14 protein-coding genes are annotated in these 16,543 nt (G+C 63.6%); 8 read left to right on the top strand and 6 right to left on the bottom strand.

The genetic code is table 11. From position 1 onward, the window contains the following. Positions 1-190 precede the first annotated feature (190 nt). Both AB4Y77_RS10010 and AB4Y77_RS10005 read left to right on the top strand, forming a co-directional pair. Positions 191-946, top strand: a complete 756-nt coding sequence (locus AB4Y77_RS10010; RefSeq protein ID WP_311214090.1) for an ABC transporter ATP-binding protein — start codon at positions 191-193, stop codon at positions 944-946. Positions 947-953: 7 nt separating this feature from the next. After that, complete coding sequence (locus tag AB4Y77_RS10005; RefSeq protein WP_442013965.1) at positions 954-2,309, top strand: FtsX-like permease family protein; 1,356 nt, start codon at positions 954-956, stop codon at positions 2,307-2,309. A gap of 89 nt (positions 2,310-2,398) precedes the next feature. On the opposite strand, the gene AB4Y77_RS10000 is transcribed toward AB4Y77_RS10005, so the two are convergent. After that, positions 2,399-3,418 (bottom strand): LacI family DNA-binding transcriptional regulator, encoded by a 1,020-nt coding sequence (locus AB4Y77_RS10000; protein WP_442013807.1) that lies wholly within the window; start codon positions 3,416-3,418, stop codon positions 2,399-2,401. A 14-nt stretch (positions 3,419-3,432) separates the two neighbouring features. After that, entirely contained in the window at positions 3,433-4,632 is a 1,200-nt protein-coding gene (locus AB4Y77_RS09995; RefSeq protein WP_442013806.1) for a Gfo/Idh/MocA family protein, read from the bottom strand. Between the two features lie 213 nt (positions 4,633-4,845). Here AB4Y77_RS09995 and AB4Y77_RS09990 point away from each other — a divergent pair, with 213 nt between their 5' ends. The 4 genes from AB4Y77_RS09990 to AB4Y77_RS09975 all read left to right on the top strand — a co-directional run bounded on the left by AB4Y77_RS09990 (position 4,846) and on the right by AB4Y77_RS09975 (position 10,471). Beyond that, the gene (locus tag AB4Y77_RS09990; RefSeq protein ID WP_442013805.1) at positions 4,846-5,808 is read left to right on the top strand and encodes a carbohydrate ABC transporter permease; all 963 of its coding nucleotides are present in this window, start codon (positions 4,846-4,848) and stop codon (positions 5,806-5,808) included. Between the two features lie 26 nt (positions 5,809-5,834). Next, a complete protein-coding gene (locus AB4Y77_RS09985) occupies positions 5,835-6,743 on the top strand; it encodes a carbohydrate ABC transporter permease (RefSeq protein WP_311214080.1) in 909 nt (302 codons plus the stop codon). Positions 6,744-6,798: 55 nt separating this feature from the next. Beyond that, positions 6,799-8,139, top strand: coding sequence for an ABC transporter substrate-binding protein (locus tag AB4Y77_RS09980; RefSeq protein WP_442013804.1), 1,341 nt, complete (start codon positions 6,799-6,801; stop codon positions 8,137-8,139). A gap of 127 nt (positions 8,140-8,266) precedes the next feature. Continuing rightward, positions 8,267-10,471: an alpha-galactosidase gene (locus AB4Y77_RS09975; protein WP_442013803.1), complete on the top strand. Its 2,205-nt coding sequence runs from the start codon at positions 8,267-8,269 to the stop codon at positions 10,469-10,471. 120 nt (positions 10,472-10,591) lie between these two features. Here the strand turns inward: AB4Y77_RS09975 and aroQ are convergent, their stop codons facing one another. Next, complete coding sequence (gene aroQ, locus AB4Y77_RS09970; RefSeq protein ID WP_311214083.1) at positions 10,592-11,056, bottom strand: type II 3-dehydroquinate dehydratase; 465 nt, start codon at positions 11,054-11,056, stop codon at positions 10,592-10,594. A 128-nt stretch (positions 11,057-11,184) separates the two neighbouring features. Then, complete coding sequence (locus AB4Y77_RS09965) at positions 11,185-12,369, bottom strand: MarP family serine protease (RefSeq protein WP_442013802.1); 1,185 nt, start codon at positions 12,367-12,369, stop codon at positions 11,185-11,187. Between the two features lie 235 nt (positions 12,370-12,604). Between AB4Y77_RS09965 and AB4Y77_RS09960 the strand changes: the two genes are divergently transcribed. Then, a complete protein-coding gene (locus AB4Y77_RS09960; protein WP_011775987.1) occupies positions 12,605-13,282 on the top strand; it encodes a Crp/Fnr family transcriptional regulator in 678 nt (225 codons plus the stop codon). Between the two features lie 63 nt (positions 13,283-13,345). Here AB4Y77_RS09960 and AB4Y77_RS09955 read toward each other — a convergent pair whose 3' ends face one another. Further along, positions 13,346-14,500, bottom strand: coding sequence for an epoxide hydrolase family protein (locus AB4Y77_RS09955; protein WP_442013801.1), 1,155 nt, complete (start codon positions 14,498-14,500; stop codon positions 13,346-13,348). A 63-nt stretch (positions 14,501-14,563) separates the two neighbouring features. Between AB4Y77_RS09955 and AB4Y77_RS09950 the strand changes: the two genes are divergently transcribed. Further along, positions 14,564-15,544 carry a helix-turn-helix transcriptional regulator gene (locus AB4Y77_RS09950; RefSeq protein ID WP_442013800.1) on the top strand — a complete coding sequence of 327 codons (981 nt, stop codon included), beginning with the start codon at positions 14,564-14,566 and terminating at the stop codon, positions 15,542-15,544. A gap of 86 nt (positions 15,545-15,630) precedes the next feature. Here AB4Y77_RS09950 and AB4Y77_RS09945 read toward each other — a convergent pair whose 3' ends face one another. Beyond that, on the bottom strand, positions 15,631-16,542 hold the full coding sequence (locus AB4Y77_RS09945) for an NUDIX hydrolase (protein ID WP_311215365.1): 912 nt from the start codon (positions 16,540-16,542) through the stop codon (positions 15,631-15,633). Between the last annotated feature and the right edge of the window lies 1 nt (position 16,543).

Raw genomic sequence — 16,543 nt, 5'->3', positions numbered from 1 at the left:
GATGAAACGGGAATGAAGAAGTCTTCATCCGGGGCCTCACCCAAGTAGGTCGCAGTTGACGTCATTCTGAGAGCTCAAAACGACGTCAACTGCTACCTACTTGGGTCTCATACCCCGGGTGGAGGCGTGGCCGCAGAGTTCATCCGCGGGACTGACGCCGGCGGAGGCGCCATTCGGCGAAGCTGGATTTATGAACGCCATCCTCCACGCCCAGCAACTCACCAAGCATTACCCCGGCAGCATTGCGCTGGACCACGTCGACTTCACCGCGAACGCCGGCGAATCCATCGCGATCATCGGCCCCTCCGGTTCGGGCAAGACCACCCTGCTGCACTGCCTCGCCGGGATCTTAAGGCCCGACGCCGGTTCGATCACCTTGAACACGCCAACGGCACCTTTGCGCCTGGATACCCTGGGCGACGCAGCGTTGTCCCGCCTGCGCAGGGAAGAGTTCGGCTTCGTGTTCCAGCAGGGCATGCTCCTGCCGGAACTGACCGCCGTGGAGAACGTTGCACTGGCGCTGATGCTCAACGGCACAGACCGCGCAACCTCCGAGTCCCGTGCCGCCGAATGGCTTGGAGCGTTGGGCCTGGCCGGCATGGAGCAGCGCCGGTTGGGCGAGCTGTCCGGCGGACAGGTCCAGCGTGTAGCCATCGCCCGGGCCCAGGTCACGGGCGCCCGGGTTGTCTTTGCTGATGAGCCCACCGGTGCCTTGGACTCCACCACCTCCAATGAAGTCCTGGACGTCCTGCTTCGCTCGGTAGCAGCCAACGGGCGCACGTTGCTGGTGGTCACCCACGATCCCAATGTGGCAGCCCGATGCCAGCGGGTGGTGGAATTGCGCGACGGCAGGATCGTGGCGGACAGCGGCGGGCCTGTTCAGCCAAGCCCGCAGGCTACACCGGCACCGTCCACCACCAGCTTCAAGGGTGCCTTCAATGTCTAGTCTCTCCATGGCCCTCCGGCTCACCCCGTACCTGGCACGAAGCAGCGGCAGCAGTCTCCGCGAAACAGGCCTCCGCGACGCCGGACTGCCGGTCCTCGCCTTCGGAACAGTCACAGCCCTGCTCCTGACCGTGGCCGGCGGCTCGCAGGTTTTCTGGTCCTGGTCGGACGACATCGCAGGCACTTACCAAGCGCTCGCCGTCGTCGCCATGGTCTTGCTCATCATCCCGCTCCTGACCCTCGGCGCCTCGGCCGCCCGACTCGCCGCCCGCCGTCGTGATGACCGCTTGGCATCCTTGCGCTTGTTGGGCGCGGACAGCGCCACAGTGGTCTGGATGACCGTCATCGAGTCCACGGTGCTCGCGGCAGTGGGAGCGCTCGCGGGGGCGGGGCTGTACGCCTGCGCAGCGCCCTTCCTGGGGCTGATCCAGTTCCGCGGACAAGCCATCGCCGGCCACGCCTGGCTGTCCGTGCCCTCCATCCTCGGCTGCATCCTGGGCGTCTGTGTGCTGGCCGCGGCGAGCGCTGCCCTGGGACTTCGCAAGGTCGTGGTCACCCCGCTGGGCGTCAGGACCAGGCAAACGGCCGACGGCGTCCATTGGGTTCGCGGACTCATCGCGGCTGTTGTGGTGGTGGTCGGCGTGATGGCGATGGGTATGCTCAGCAGCTTTGGCGCGTTCATTGTGATCATCGCCGTCATGGGCGGTTGTTTTGGCCTGGCGTTGCTGGCGTTGAACCTGATGGGTCCGTGGATCCTGAGGTTGCGGGCGTCCTCGCAGCTCAAGCGGGCCAAGCGGCCCGAGCAATTGCTGGCAGCCCGGACCGTGCTGGAAAGCCCCAAGGAATCGTGGCGGCAAGTTGGGGGCGTCGCGATGACCAGCTTCGTAGGGGTCTTCGTGGGCGTCGGCATGGCTGTGGCCGACACCATGGGCGGCAACGCCACGGATGAGACGGCCTTGTTGGTCCGGGACATCAACACGGGCGTGATGATCACCCTGCTGGGTTCGTTCCTGATGGTGGCGTGTTCAGCGGGTGTGAACCAGGCAGCCGCGGTGCTCGACCGGGCTTCGACGCTGGTGGCCTTGGATCGCGTGGGCATGCCGCGCAAGCTCATGGTGGCGTCGCGGGTCAAAGCCGTGATGTCGCCGTTGTTCCTGGTAGCTGGCATTTCGGCGGCCGCCGCGGCCGCGCTGGTCCTGCCGCTGACGGGCATGGTGTTGTTGACCCAGCCTGTGGTGTTCCTGACCATTGGCGGAGTGTTCGCCGCCGGTTTCCTGCTGGTCCGTCTGGCCGTCGCTGCCGGGACGGCGCAGATCAGCCAGGTGCTGGCCCGCCCGGAGCGCTACGCGAGCATGGACTCATAGCCGCCCGCCGCCGTCGTAACCTCCCGCGAGTTGGCAGTTCACACCCGTGTTTTCCAAAAACATGGGTGTGAACTGCAACCTCGGCGGGGCTATTTGCAGCCGCAGGACTGCCGGATGATCAGCTCGGTGGGCAGGATGTGGTGCTGTGGTTCCTCGGAGCGGCCCTTGCCCACCAACGCCCGAACGGCGGCTTCTGCCATCAGTTGGACCGGTTGGGCCACCGTGGTCAGCGCGGGCCAACTGTATTCGGAGTCCAAGGACCCGTCGAAGGACACCAGCGCCATGTCCTCGGGCACCCTGACCCCGGCCTCGTGGAAAGCGCGGAGGATGCCGATGGCCTGCATGTCGTTACTGGCAAAAATCGCAGTGGGCCGGTTGGCCATGGACAGGAATCGCTTGCCCACTTCGTAGCCGCCGGGCCGGGTGAACGGGCTGTGCAGCATGGGGCCATCCGGCAAGCCGGCCTCACGCAGCGAGGCCAGCCAGCCAACTTCGCGCCCGTCCAGTTGGTTGCCGGTGTTGGTGCCGATGGCCAGGCCGATGTTCGTGTGTCCATGGCCTATCAGGTGCTGGACAGCGGCCCGGCCGCCGGCTTCCAGGTCCACGCCAACGCTGGCAAAACCCGGCGGGGATCCCGCGTTGTTCAAGAGGACCGACGGGATTTCCGAGGCCTCCAACTCCGTGACGTCGGGGTCGAACACACAGCTGGCCAGGAACACTCCGTCCACCTGGCGCGCGGCCAAGGTCCGGATGTTCTTCCGCTCGCGGGTCAGGCTGCCATCGGAGTTGGTGAGCACCATCCCGTAGCCCAGTTCCGAGGCCGCCTCTTCCACGGCATGGGCCAGATGCGTGAAGAACGGGTTGGTGTTATCCGGCACTACGACGCCGATCGTCTCGCTGGAACCCAGCTTCAGCGCCCGCGCCGCAGCGTTCGGCCGGTACCCCAGGACACGGATGGCATCACGCACCTTGGCTTCCGTGGCAGGGGCTACGTTCTTGGGCCCACCGTTCACCACATAACTCACGACGGCGGTACTCACCCCGGCGTACCGGGCCACGTCTTTGCGTGTAACCGGGCCGCGCGGGGTTTGTACTGCTGTTGATGTCATGAGGTAAATGCTAGCTACTCCACGGGAGCATCACCGAAGTCGCGGATGGGAAGCCGCTCCCCAGCACGAAGCGCGGATTCGTGGGCGACGATCCCAGGGAGGGTGAAGCGGGCGGCCACCCAGGCATTGACCGGTGGAAGCGTCCGGTTGTTCACGGCCGTCACGAAGTCGTCCACCAGGAATTGGTGGCTGCCTTCATGCCCGTTGGGTGCGCCCAGGAACTCGTCGGGCAAACGGGACTGATCGTGAACCGGTGCAAGGCCTGAGATGAAGGCGTCCCGCAGCTCGGGCGCCACGTCTGCCAGGGAGGGATCATCGGCGGACATGGTCGGTTTGGTTTCCACCTGCTCGGACACGTCCTGCACGGAAGACTTGTCCTGCCACACCGTGGTGGTAGCGAGTTGTTCAAAGCTGGCGTCCGTGCCGAAGAAGCGGAAGCGTGATTCCCGGATGTGCGAGGGGTAGCCGACGCGGCGCATCTCATTGGTGCGCATCGCACCGCCGTCGTTCATTTCGAACAGCGCCGTGGCGTTGGAAAAATCGTTGGCGAACATGCTGACTTCCTTGTCGAAGACACCGTCGCCACGCTGGTCCTTCACTCCGATGCAGCTGACACTGACCGCGTGGCCGGGCACAGCGCCAAGGACGCCGCCAATAGCGTGGGTCGGGTAGAGCATGGGCGGGTAGCTGGCGGTTTCCTTCCAACGCTCTCCGCCGCTGTACTGGTAGGCCTCGTAGAATCCCAGGTCCATGTCGTGGACATAGTCGCCCTCGGTGTAGAAGATCCTGCCGAATTTGCCGGCGGCGTGTTGCTGGCGGGCGAACACCGTGGCGGGGTTGTAGTAGCTGGTCTCCCCCATCGCGTACACAAGCTTGGTCTCGCGTACGGCTTCGATGATCCGGGCGATTTCTTCTTCGGAAATGGCCATCGGCACGGCTGAATAGACGTGCTTTCCAGCGCGCAGCGCACGCTCGACCAAAGGCCCGTGGGTCCACCGCTGCGTGAAGATGGCGACAGCATCGACGTCGGACTCCAACAACTCTTCAAAGCTGCCCTTGACGCCATCCAGGCCCCAGCGTTCCTGGGCTGCAGCTGCACGCTCGGGGAGTTCATCCACTGCGTAGACCGCGCTGACGCCCGGGTGGAGCTTGAACAAGTGTGCGAACTGGCTGCCGAACTGCCCGGCACCCACAACACCGATCGAAAACGTCATTGTTTGCCTTTCCTGAAGCTGCAGGCGCAGCTTGCGAAGCGTCCCTTGTTGGGTTCTTCATGAGTCTTCCACCGGGATCTACACGAGTCAACAGATAGAACAGATTCGAACATTTATCACCAAAAAGTGCTGTCATGTCTTGCGCTATCCAAATCTACTCGTGTAGATTCACATCCAGTTGTTACCCCCATCACAGTCAGGAAAGGGTCGACGATGACCACGCTAACCAAGCAAACCGGGAAGGCTTCGGGGCGTTCCGGAGGCAACCACGGACGCAAGCTCCAACCTGCCAAACGCAGCATGACCAGCCGCCTCGGCGACCTGAAAATCGCTCTCTTCTTCATCTTCCCGGCCATGATCGGCTTCGTAGCTTTCTTCCTGGTCCCCACCATCCGCGGCATTTACCTCAGCTTCACGGAATACAGCATCCTGGGCGAGCCCACCTGGATCGGGATCAAGAACTACACCGCGATCTTCGCAGACGAACTGTTCTGGAACGCCATGGGCGTCACCCTCCAGTACGTCGGCCTCAACATCGGCTTCCAGACCGTCATTGCCCTGGGCCTGGCCCTGCTGATGCACCGGGTTGCCAAGTCCACGTTCGTCCGCGGGGCACTGCTGCTTCCGTTCCTGGTGGCCAACGTCATCGTCGCCCTCCTCTGGTTCTGGATGCTCGATTACCAGCTGGGCATCGTCAACGAAGTCATGAGCTGGGTAGGGCTTCCCCGCGTCGCCTTCTTCGGCAGCGAACAATGGGCCATTCCCACCATCGCGTTCGTGAACGTCTGGCGGCACATGGGGTACACCGCGCTGCTGATTTTCGCGGGCCTGCAATCCATCCCCAACCACCTCTATGAGGTAGCAAACCTCGACGGCGCGTCCCCCACCAGGACGTTCTGGAGCGTCACCATGCCACTGCTCCGCCCCGTGTTGGTGTTGGTGCTGGTAGTCACCGTGATCGGCTCCTTCCAGGTGTTCGACACCGTGGCCGTCACCACCAACGGTGGCCCCGTCAACGCCTCCCGCGTGATCCAGATGTACATCTACCAAAAAGCCTTCGGCGAGTCCGACTTCGGCTACGCCTCCGCCCTGTCCGTGATCCTCTTCGTCATTCTCGCCCTGGTGGCCTTCGTGCAAATGAAGTTCCTCAAGGGCAATGAATCGGACCTGGACTAAGCCGGATGTGGACTAAGGAAACCGCCATGACTACCTCAACCCTGCCCCGTAATCGCAAGAAGCCCCTCAACTGGCGCCGGATCGGCGCGTGGGTGCTGGTCGCCGTCGCCCTCGCCATCACCATCGCACCGTTCCTGTGGATGCTGCGGACGGCACTGTCCAGCAACAGCGCGCTGGCCTCCAACGCCGGCAACCTCCTGCCGGCCGACTTCAGTTGGGGCGCGTTCAAACGCGTGCTTGGCCTGCAGACCACCGAAGAAGCAATCGCCGACGGCGGCTCCGGTGCGGCCATCAACTTCTGGCTCTACCTGCGCAACTCCATCATCTTCGCCACCATCACCACAGCCGGCCAGGTGTTCTTCAGCGCGATGGCCGCCTACGCCTTCGCACGGTTGCGCTGGCCCGGCCGGAACAAAGTGTTCGCCATCTTCCTGACCACCATGATGGTTCCCCCGATCTTCACGGCCCTGCCCAACTTCCTGATGATCAAGAACCTCGGGCTGCTGAACACCATGGCCGGAATGTCCCTGCCGTTCCTGTTTATGACTCCGTTTGCCATCTTCTTCCTGCGCCAGTTCTTCCTCAGCATGTCCCGCGAGGTGGAGGAAGCGGCAATGCTCGACGGCGCCAAGCACCTGCGCATCTTCTTCCAGATTGTGCTTCCCAACGCCGCCGCCCCCATCGCCACCCTGGCGCTGCTGACCTTCATCGGTCAGTGGAACGAATACTTCTGGCCGCTGCTGGTGGGCCAGGACGAGAACGTCCGCGTGCTCACGGTGGGGCTGAGCGTCTTCAAGTCACAGTCACCGCAAGGCGCCCTCGACTGGTCCGGGCTCATGGCCGGAACCCTCGTGGCAGCGCTGCCGATCTTCCTGCTGTTCATCGCCTTCGGCAAGAAGGTAGTCAACTCCATCGGATTCTCCGGAATCAAGTAACCCCCTTGAAAACAACCCTGAAACCCCCTCTGTAAAGACCCTTGAAAGGTTCGCTATGAAGAAAACCCTCGGCGTCGCCGCTGCTGCCGCCGCCATCGCCCTGACCCTGTCCGCCTGTGGGGGCTCCTCCCCTGCTTCCACCGAGGCCAAGGGTGAGATCAACTACTGGCTCTGGGACGCAAACCAACTCCCGGCCTACCAGCAATGCGCTGACGACTTCACCAAGGCCAACCCGGATATCAAGGTCAAGATCACCCAGCGCGGATGGGACGACTACTGGACCACCCTGACCAATGGCTTCGTGGCCGGAACAGCCCCGGACGTCTTTACCAACCACCTCTCCAAGTACCCCGAGTACGCCGCAAAGAAGCAGTTGCTCTCCCTGGATGAGGCTGTGGAGAAGGACGGCATCAAGCTGGACGCGTACACCAAGGGGCTCCCGGAGCTTTGGGTCGGCCAGGATGGCAAACGCTACGGCCTTCCGAAGGACTGGGACACAGTGGGCCTGTTCTACAACAAGGCCATGACTGACGCCGCGGGGATCTCGGCAGAGCAGATGGCTTCGCTTGATTGGAACCCGAAGGACGGTGGCAGCTACGAGAAGACCATTGCGCACCTCACCGTGGACAAGAACGGCAAGCGCGGGGACGAAGCAGGGTTCGACAAGAACAACGTGGCCACTTACGGACTGGGCCTGACGGGCAGTGGTTCCGGCCAGGGCCAAACCGAGTGGAGCTTCCTGACCGCCACCACCGGTTGGACCGCAACGGACAAGAACCCGTGGGGCGGCAAGTTCAACTACGACGACCCCCGTTTCCAGGAGACCATCGCCTGGTGGGCCGGCCTGGTAGAGAAGGGCTACATGCCCAAGCTGGAGACCACGGTGGGTGCCAGCATGCCGGACAGCTTCGGCGCCGGAAAGTCAGCGATCAACACCAACGGTGACTGGTTGATCGGCCAGTACCAGACCTACAAGGGCATCGAGACTGCCTTCGCACCCACGCCCAAGGGACCCAACGGCGAGCGCGCTTCCATGTTCAACGGCTTGGCCGACTCCATTTGGGCCGGTACCAAGAACCCGGGAGCCAGCGTCAAGTGGGTGGAATACCTCGGTTCCACGGCTTGCCAGGACGTAGTGGCCAGCAAGGCAGTAGTCTTCCCGGCTCTTGCCAGCTCCTCCGAGATTGCCGCCAAGGCCTTCGCTGACAAGGGCACCGACGTTTCCGCCTTCACCACGCATGTGAAGGACGGCACCACGTTCCTCTTCCCCATCGCGGACAAGGCTGCCAAGGTTGACGGCATCATGAAGCCGGCCATGGATGCCGTACTCTCCGGAAAGAAGCCCGCGTCCTCGTTGACCGAAGCCAACAACCAGGTCAACAACCTCTTCAAGTAGCCCCACCCGTTGTAACCCACCCGTTGTGAGGCCCGCTCTGCGCCCTAAGTTCCTCGCGAAGCGCGCAGAGCGGGCCWCACAACACGCCGTTCAGCCCAGAGCCCTCGATTCGAAAGCGACTTCACACATGCACCCGCTCCATCTCCGTTCCGCAGGCACCAGCCTGGTGATCAGTACCCACCGCGGAGAGGCTGAGATCACCCACTGGGGAGCCGATCTGGGCGACACCCTGCCCGACCTGGCGATACTCAGCGAGCCCATCCCGCCGTCCTCGATCGACGCCAACGTCCCTGCCGGGCTCCTCCCCCAGGCTTCGTCGGCCTGGCAGGGCAGGCCCGGGCTCCGCGGCCACCGCATCACCGACGGCGTACCCGGCTTCGATTTCTCGGTTCGCCTGCGGGTGCAGAGCGCGACGACGGACGGCAGCGCTGCGGGCGGGTCCACCGCCGTGATTGTCCAGGCAGACCCCGACGCCGGCATCACCGTGACCAGCAACCTCACCTTGCACTCGGGCGGGCTGCTGGAAATGCGGCACACAGTCACCAACGACGGCACGTCGCCTTACCAGGTCGATGAAGTGGCGACGATGCTCCCGGTGGCGCCGGACGCCGTCGAACTCTTGGATTTGACCGGCCGCTGGTGCCGTGAGCGTCACCCGCAGCGCAGGTCCATCCAGCAGGGAACGTGGGTCCGCACGGGGCGGCACGGCCGCACCGGGCACGACTCCTCCCTCCTGCTGGCTGCCGGGACTGCCGGCTTCGGCAACAGGCATGGCAAAGTGTGGGCCACGCATCTGGCATGGAGCGGCAACCATGAGGAATTCGCGGACAGCGTTGCTGACGGGCGCACCGTGATAGGCGGCTCCGAGCTGCTGGGACCTGCCGAAGTGGTCCTGCAGCCCGGTGAAAGTTACACCACTCCTGCACTGTTTGCCGCCTACTCAGACCGCGGCCTGGACGGCATCAGCGAGGCGTTCTACAGCTGGTTCCGCTCACGGCCGCATCACGTCGGCGCGCTCTCAGGCAAGCCGCGCCCAGTAGTCCTCAACACCTGGGAAGCGGTCTACTTCGACCACAATCTGGACACCCTGATGGAGCTGGCCGAGTCCGCTGCCGACCTCGGTGTGGAGCGCTTCGTGCTCGACGACGGCTGGTTCCGCGGGCGCCGCGACGACCACGCCGGGCTGGGCGACTGGTACGTGGACGAGGCGGTGTGGCCCAACGGGCTGACACCGTTGATCGAGGCAGTGACCTCTCGCGGCATGGAGTTTGGCATCTGGGTCGAACCCGAAATGATCAACCTCGACTCCGACATCGCCCGGGCGCATCCCGAATGGATCGTGGGACCTTCCGCCGTTTCCCACAAGGACGGTGGCCGGCTGCCTCTTGAGTGGCGGCAGCAGCACGTGATCGACCTCGTGAACCCGGACGCGTGGCAGTACATCTTCGAACGCATGGATACTTTGCTGCGCGAGAACGACATCAGTTATCTCAAGTGGGACCAGAACCGGGACCTCGTGGAGCACGGGCGTGCGGGCCGGGCCTCCGTTCACGAACAGACCTTGGCCGCGTACCGGCTCTTCGATGCGCTGCGCGTGGCCCATCCCGGGGTTGAAATTGAAAGTTGCTCCTCCGGTGGCGCGCGGGTTGACCTCGGGATCCTTGAGCGGACGGACCGCATCTGGGCTTCGGACTGCAACGACGCCCTGGAACGCCAGACCATCCAGCGCTGGACCGGCATGGTGGTTCCGCCGGAGCTGGTGGGTGGGCACATTGGACCTACGACGTCGCACACCACCGGGCGGACGCACGACCTCTCCTTCCGTGCCATCACTGCATTGTTCGGGCACTTCGGCATGGAGTGGGACGTCCGCTCCGTCACCGGCGCGGAGCGTGAGGAACTCAAGCGCTTCATCGGCCTCTACAAGGAACACCGCGGCCTCATCCACAGTGGACGAATGGTCCGCGCCGACCTGCCGGACGAGTCGCTGATGCTGCACGGTGTTGTTGCGGACGCTGAAGGGCTCGACGCCGGGACACCGGTTGGTGCCACGGCCGCGCTGTTCGCTGTGGTCAGGACCCGGACAGGCTTCGCCGAGCAGCCGGGTCGAGTGGCGATTCCAGGACTGGAGCCCGCACGCTCTTACCGGGTTGAGGCAATCTTTCCTTCACCGGGGGACGCCGATTACGGGCACACGTTCATCGAAGCGAAGCCCGCCCACTGGTTGGCCTCCGGAGCCGAAGCAACGGGACGGTTCCTAGGCGAAGTGGGGCTCCCCATGCCCGTCCTGAACCCGGAGCACGCCATCCTGCTGCGGTTCACGGCCCTCTGACGCTCGCTCACATCCCGAGGGCTTTCCCGGGAACGCTCGCTCACATCCCACGGGCTTGAACCGGACGCTCTTCCACATCCCCCGGGCAACCCGGGAACCCTCACTCACCTAACGCGTGGTTTAGACGGCCTCCGCCAAGTAATCGATGGCCAGCTTGTACCCAAGCACGCCCGCGCCAACGATGATCGCGGTGCAGACTCCCGACAGGTATGAGTGGTGACGGAACTCTTCACGCTGGTGGACGTTGGTGATGTGAACTTCGACGGCGGGTAGCTGCACTGCGGCCAGGGCGTCACGAAGTGCCACGGAGGTGTGCGTATAGGCCCCGGCGTTGATGACAATCCCCACGGCGGTACCACGTGCTGCGTGGATCGCGTCCAGGAGATCGCCCTCGTGGTTCGACTGCACGCAGTCAACAGTGAAGCCGTGGGCTGCAGCCGCCGACATGGCGAGTTGCTCAACGTCGGCCAAGGTGGACGTGCCGTACTTTTCGGGCTCGCGGGTACCCAGCAGATTCAAGTTGGGGCCATTGATCACAAGGATGGTGCCGCGACCGGCTTCGGTGGCGGGAGTGGCTTCAGTCATGGCTCCCAATCTATAGCGGCAGGAGGGTGCCGGGGAATCGCGCCCAAAAGGTGAGAGAGCATCGGCCCAAAACGCTCACGATGTGAGAGAGGATCGGTCAAAACAGGCCGGGAGGCAACAGGCGCCTGTTACTTACGCGTACATTGACCTGGCGATACGGGGCTGCTGAGTCCTGAGGCCTGCGCAGCCACGGGCTCCAGGTCTGCCATGGTGAGGGCAAAGCCAAGGGCGGCATCGGTGGTGGTCTTGGCGAAGATCAGCCCGGCCACCTCGCCCTGCATGGTCAGCAGCGGACCGCCGGAGTTGCCCGGCTGGACGTCACCGGCCAGCTTGTAGACCAGTTCCGGAGAGGGATTGTCGCCGTAGATGTCCGGGACAATAATGGTCGAAATTCCTTGAACGGTGGCCGGCTTTGATTGGAAAGGACCGCCGTGCGGGTACCCGGCAAATGCCGCAGGGCTGCCTTCGGGCAGGTCGGCACTCATCGGCAGGGGGCTGGACTGCAGGCCGTCCACGGCCAGGACTGCGATGTCCCGCTGGGGGTCGAAGTACACCACCCGACCCGGCAACGCACCGCCGTCGGGAACTTCCACCACCGGCTGCGAAACGCCCGCTACCACGTGCGCATTGGTCACGACGCGCCCGGGCGAGACGACGAATCCGGAACCGGTCTGGTTCTGGCCACATTCAAAGGCTGTGCCCGCGATCTTGAGGACGGATTCGGCAGCCTGATTCAGTGCGGGGGTGTCCGTTGAGGCGTTGGGTACGGGCACCGGAGTCACGGGCCCGATGCCCTCGATGAGTTTGGGAATGCCGTCGCCGATCACTGTGGACCGCAGCTGCGCCATGGTGCTCTTGACGGGCGTTGGAGTGATGGTGTCGATGTAGCGGATCACGCGGGAGCCGGCCAGCTGCTGGGAAACAAAAGGCACACCCAGCGAACTGATGCTGAATGCCAGCATGGACATGACCAGCGCAGCCACCGCCACGCTCACCACGCCGCCGATCAACCGGTCGACGGCGTGCAGCGGCTTGATCCGCACGGCGTGGCGGATTTTGCGCCCGATCATGGTTCCCAACCCATGACCCAAAGCAATAAGCACGACGGCGGCACCCACCGTGGCGGTCAGCCTCCAACCGCTGTCCGTCACCCAGCCACTTACGAGCGGCACGGCAACAAACGCCGCGATGGCGCCGACCACAAATCCTGCAATTCCACCCAGCGTGACCATAAAGCCGTTGCGCAGGCCATAGATCAGGTAGGACAGCAGCATCAAGATCAATGCCAAATCCAATATCGTCAAGCCAAACACCAATGCTCCTCATAGCCGGGTAGCGCCAATTGTAGTTGTGGACCCTGACAACCAACCGTTAGTCACATCACCCGCAGCAGCCACCAAAAGCCGGTTCAGGGCCGCCATTTGCGGTGTTCCGCGGCCGAAATCCGCGTAGTTTCAGCGTTTCACGTGCCAAGTACGTCACAGAAGCCTAAAAATTCTGAAACAATGGCCTGAGCGCCACGACCGAAACTTATATTCAGGAGATTTCATGGACATCGAGGTATTGCGCCGCGCACCCCTCTTCGCCACCCTTGACGACGACGCATTCCGCTTGCTGACGGACGAACTCACCGAGGTGGACCTTTCACGTGGAGCTTCGGTGTTCCGCGAAGGCGACCAGGGTGACCAGCTCTACTTCATCGTTTCCGGCAAGGTGAAGCTCGGCCGCACCTCCCCCGATGGCCGCGAGTCCCTGCTGGCCATCCTCGGCCCGGGCGAGCTCTTTGGCGAAATGGCGTTGTTCGACCCCAGCCCGCGTACCGCTACGGCCACCGCTGTTTCGGAAACCCGTCTGGCCGGCCTCAAGAACGAGAGCCTCAACGCGCTGCTCCGCACGCGCCCCGAGGTTTCCGCGCAGCTGCTGCAGGCCCTGGCCCGTCGCCTCCGCCGTACCAACGACTCCCTGTCCGACCTCGTCTTCTCGGACGTTCCGGGCCGTGTTGCCAAGGCCCTTCTGGACCTGGCCGACCGCTTTGGTCGTCCCGCAACGGACGGCGTCCTGGTGGCCCACGAGCTCACTCAGGAAGAACTGGCCCAGCTGGTGGGCGCTTCCCGCGAAACCGTGAACAAGGCACTGGCCGAGTTCGTCCAGCGCGGTTGGCTCCGCTTGGAAGCACGCGCCGTGGTGATTCTGGACATGCAGCGTCTCCGCCAGCGTTCGCGCTAAACGCCTCAACTCAAAGCCGCCCCGGTCGTTACCGGGGCGGCTTTTTTGTTTCGATTACCAGAGTTACCGCGCAGCGCGTAGCAGCCCGAAGAATGCTCGAATGTCCCCGGCTACGAGCGATGGCACTTCCAAGGCGGCGAAGTGGCCGCCCTCCTCAAACCGGCTCCAATGCACGATGTTTGAGTTGTCGCGCTCGGCGAAGACACGGATCGTCTGGAAGTCGTCCTTGAAAACTGCCACCCCGGTGGGCGCCATATTGACCTGGGGCTCTGCCTGGGCTCGCGCGTTATCGAGGTAGCTCCGACTCATGCCTGACGCCGCGTTCGCGAACCAGTTCACGGTGACTTCGGCGAGGATCTTTTCGAGCGGGACCAGCGAGGTGCCGTTTCCGAACGAGTTGAACAACTCGCTGTAAGCCAACAGCCCCACAGGCGAGTCGCTCAGTCCCACGGCCACGGTCTGCGGCCGGCTTGCGTTCATGGTGTTGTAGCCTCCCACTGACTGGAACCATTCCATGTGGGCAAGCCCGGCATAGTCTTGCGGCTCAAGCTTCTCAAACTCGGCGGGGTCACCCGAGGGGAATGAAAAGAGCTGCAGCACGTGGAGGCCAAGGAATCCGTCAGGGTTCAAGAGCCCGAGCTCCCGGGCCACCATCGCGCCGTTGTCAGATCCGTGGATTCCGTAGTGGGTGTAGCCAAGCCCGCGCATGAGAGCGTCATAAGCCCGGGCCACGCGTGCAGTGTTCCACCCGGATTCGGCCACAGGAAAAGAAAATCCGTAGCCGGGGGCATCGGGGACCACTACGTCGAAGGCGTCCTCAGCTCGTCCGCCGTGCGCCACGGGATCGGTGAGTTCATCGATCATGTCAAGGTAGTCGATGGACGAGCCGGGGTACGTGTGGGCCAGGAGCAGCGGAGTGGCTCCCGGATGTGGTGAGCGCACATGGATGAAGTGGAAATGCTGTCCATCGATCTCAGTGGTGAAATGCTGAACGGCGTTGATGCGCGCTTCCTGGGCCCTCCAGTCGAAGCTGGTGGTCCAAGCGTGCACGGCTTCGCGAAGGTAGGAGTTAGGGGTCCCTGCGTCCCAGTCGTCAACGGGCGCCTCTTGGGGCAGCCGGGTCCGGGCCAGGCGCTCCATCAGATCATCAAGTTCCGCCTGGGGAACGTCGAGGCGGAAGTCGCGGATATCGATACTCGCTTCTGTGATATTCATCATGATTAAGACGATACGGTCGATATAGGAACCTTTTCTTCCTAAAAGAATCAGGAATTTCCCACGATGTCTTCTACAGCTGAACGTCTCTTGGCTCTCCTCTCGCTCCTGCAGACCCGGCCCGATTGGACAGGCACGGACCTCGCTGACCGCCTCGGCGTTTCGACGCGCACGGTTCGCAAAGACATCGACCGATTGCGGGAGCTAGGCTACCCGGTGGATGCGACCCGCGGGACAGCGGGAGGCTATCGCCTCGGTGCCGGCGGTAAGCTACCGCCGCTGCTCCTCGACGACGAGGAAGCCGTCGCCGTCGCTATTGGCCTCCGCACGGCAACGGGCATCGCGGGCATTGCCGAGTCGAGTGCCCGTGCCCTCGCGAAACTCGAACAGGTACTTCCGGCGAGGCTGCGGCCCACGGTTACCGCCCTGTCAAAAGTCGACCGCGCACCAGAGAACAACGGAACGGACGCACCCGATCCTGAGGTCAACCACTCTGTTCTAGCGGCCATTGCCGCTGCCATCCGCGACGTCGAATGGTTCCGGTTCGATGACCGCGGTACGTCCAGGCTTGTGGAGCCTTACCGTCTGCTGAACTGGCAACGGCGCTGGTACCTGGTGGGTCGGGACCCTGTCGCCGATGAGTGGGGCGTCTTCCGTGCGGACTTGATAGAACCCCGGATGCCTACCCGCCGTCGGTTCTCCCCGTCACCGCTGCCAGGTGGAGACTATACTGCGTTCGCCATGCGCTCGATCGCCGCCAGCGGCTGGAAAGTGCACGCTCGTCTTCGCGTCGCCGCACCCGCAGAGGCCGTCCTTGCTCGAATCAACCACACGGTCGGGGTGGTGGAGTCGATCTCCGAGACCGAGTCCGTGCTGGTCACCGGAGCCGACAGCCTCGAAACGATCGCCGCGTACATCGGCATGCTTGGCATGGATTTCACTGTCGAGTCGCCACCTGCCTTGGTACCGCACTTGAGGCACCTGGCGGACGTCTACCTCCGGGCGACGAACGGCGAACCGGGCTCGGCTCCGGCTGCGGAAGGGTAGTGAGAGACGGTCGCGCTCAAACCCGCGGGACATGAGAGACCGTCCGGCCCAAACCCGCGGGATGTGAGAGAGGGTCAGATGGGGGGCTAGCGTTCGCGCTGGGGCTCTCCGGCGATGGTCCGTGCTGCCTCGACCTCGAGCATCAGGATTCCGCCTTCGTCCACGAGCTTCGCCTGGTACACATGCGCTTTGCGTTTGTAGCTCAGATAGGCGATGCACCCATTGGAGGCCGCCATTTTCTCGAGCATGATTTCGGAGCCTGGAACCAAAAGCTGACCCAAGGTGAGGCCCACAGTATTCGGCTGTCCAACTTCGTCGCCGAGCGCCGGGGTCTCCCTGAGGGCGATCGCTTCGGCTGCAGTCACCCAGCGACCCCACACGCCCTTGCTTTCCAGGATGCTGGGCTGCTGGTTTACGGGGACTGTTGCGGCAAAGTACCTCGTGTTGAACCGGGCATGCGCAAAGTCCGGGCTTAGCCAGTTCACCAGAGGTTTGAGCAGATCAGTGCGGAGAGACAGCCCACGCTTGGAAAGCATCTCCGTGAATGATTTTTCCTGAGCCGCCACGGCTTCCCGGGCCCGCATCCAATCCACCGTTGAGTTGGCCTCAACGGTGGAGGAAGCATCCGGTCCGGCGAGCAGGACACCGGTTTCTTCAAAGAGTTCGCGGATGGCGCCCACCACGTGACGGCGGGCGAGTCCGACGTCGTCCGTTCCCATATGCTCAGCCCACTGCTGGGGCGTGGGGCCTACCCACCCGACAGGATCGTCGTCGGACGGGTCAAGGGAACCGCCCGGGAACGCGACAACGCCCAACGGCGAGGAACCTGGCCTGTAACCAAGCCAGGTCTCCAAACCGGTGGGCGAGTCGCGCAACAGCACAACGGACGATGCATGGCGGGCGGCCCTGGGGGTCCGCTCGCCAAGTTCAAGCCAGTTTCGAGCCGCCCCTTCGAGTTCGGGAGGCAGTACAAACAGGCGGCGGGCTAGCTGCGGCAAG

Origin of the sequence: Paenarthrobacter sp. YAF11_1, from assembly GCF_052113445.1 — a bacterium.
Classification (GTDB): Bacteria; Actinomycetota; Actinomycetes; order Actinomycetales; family Micrococcaceae; genus Arthrobacter.
Note: the sequence above shows the minus strand (reverse complement) of the source record. Positions and strands in the feature narration are given on the sequence as shown.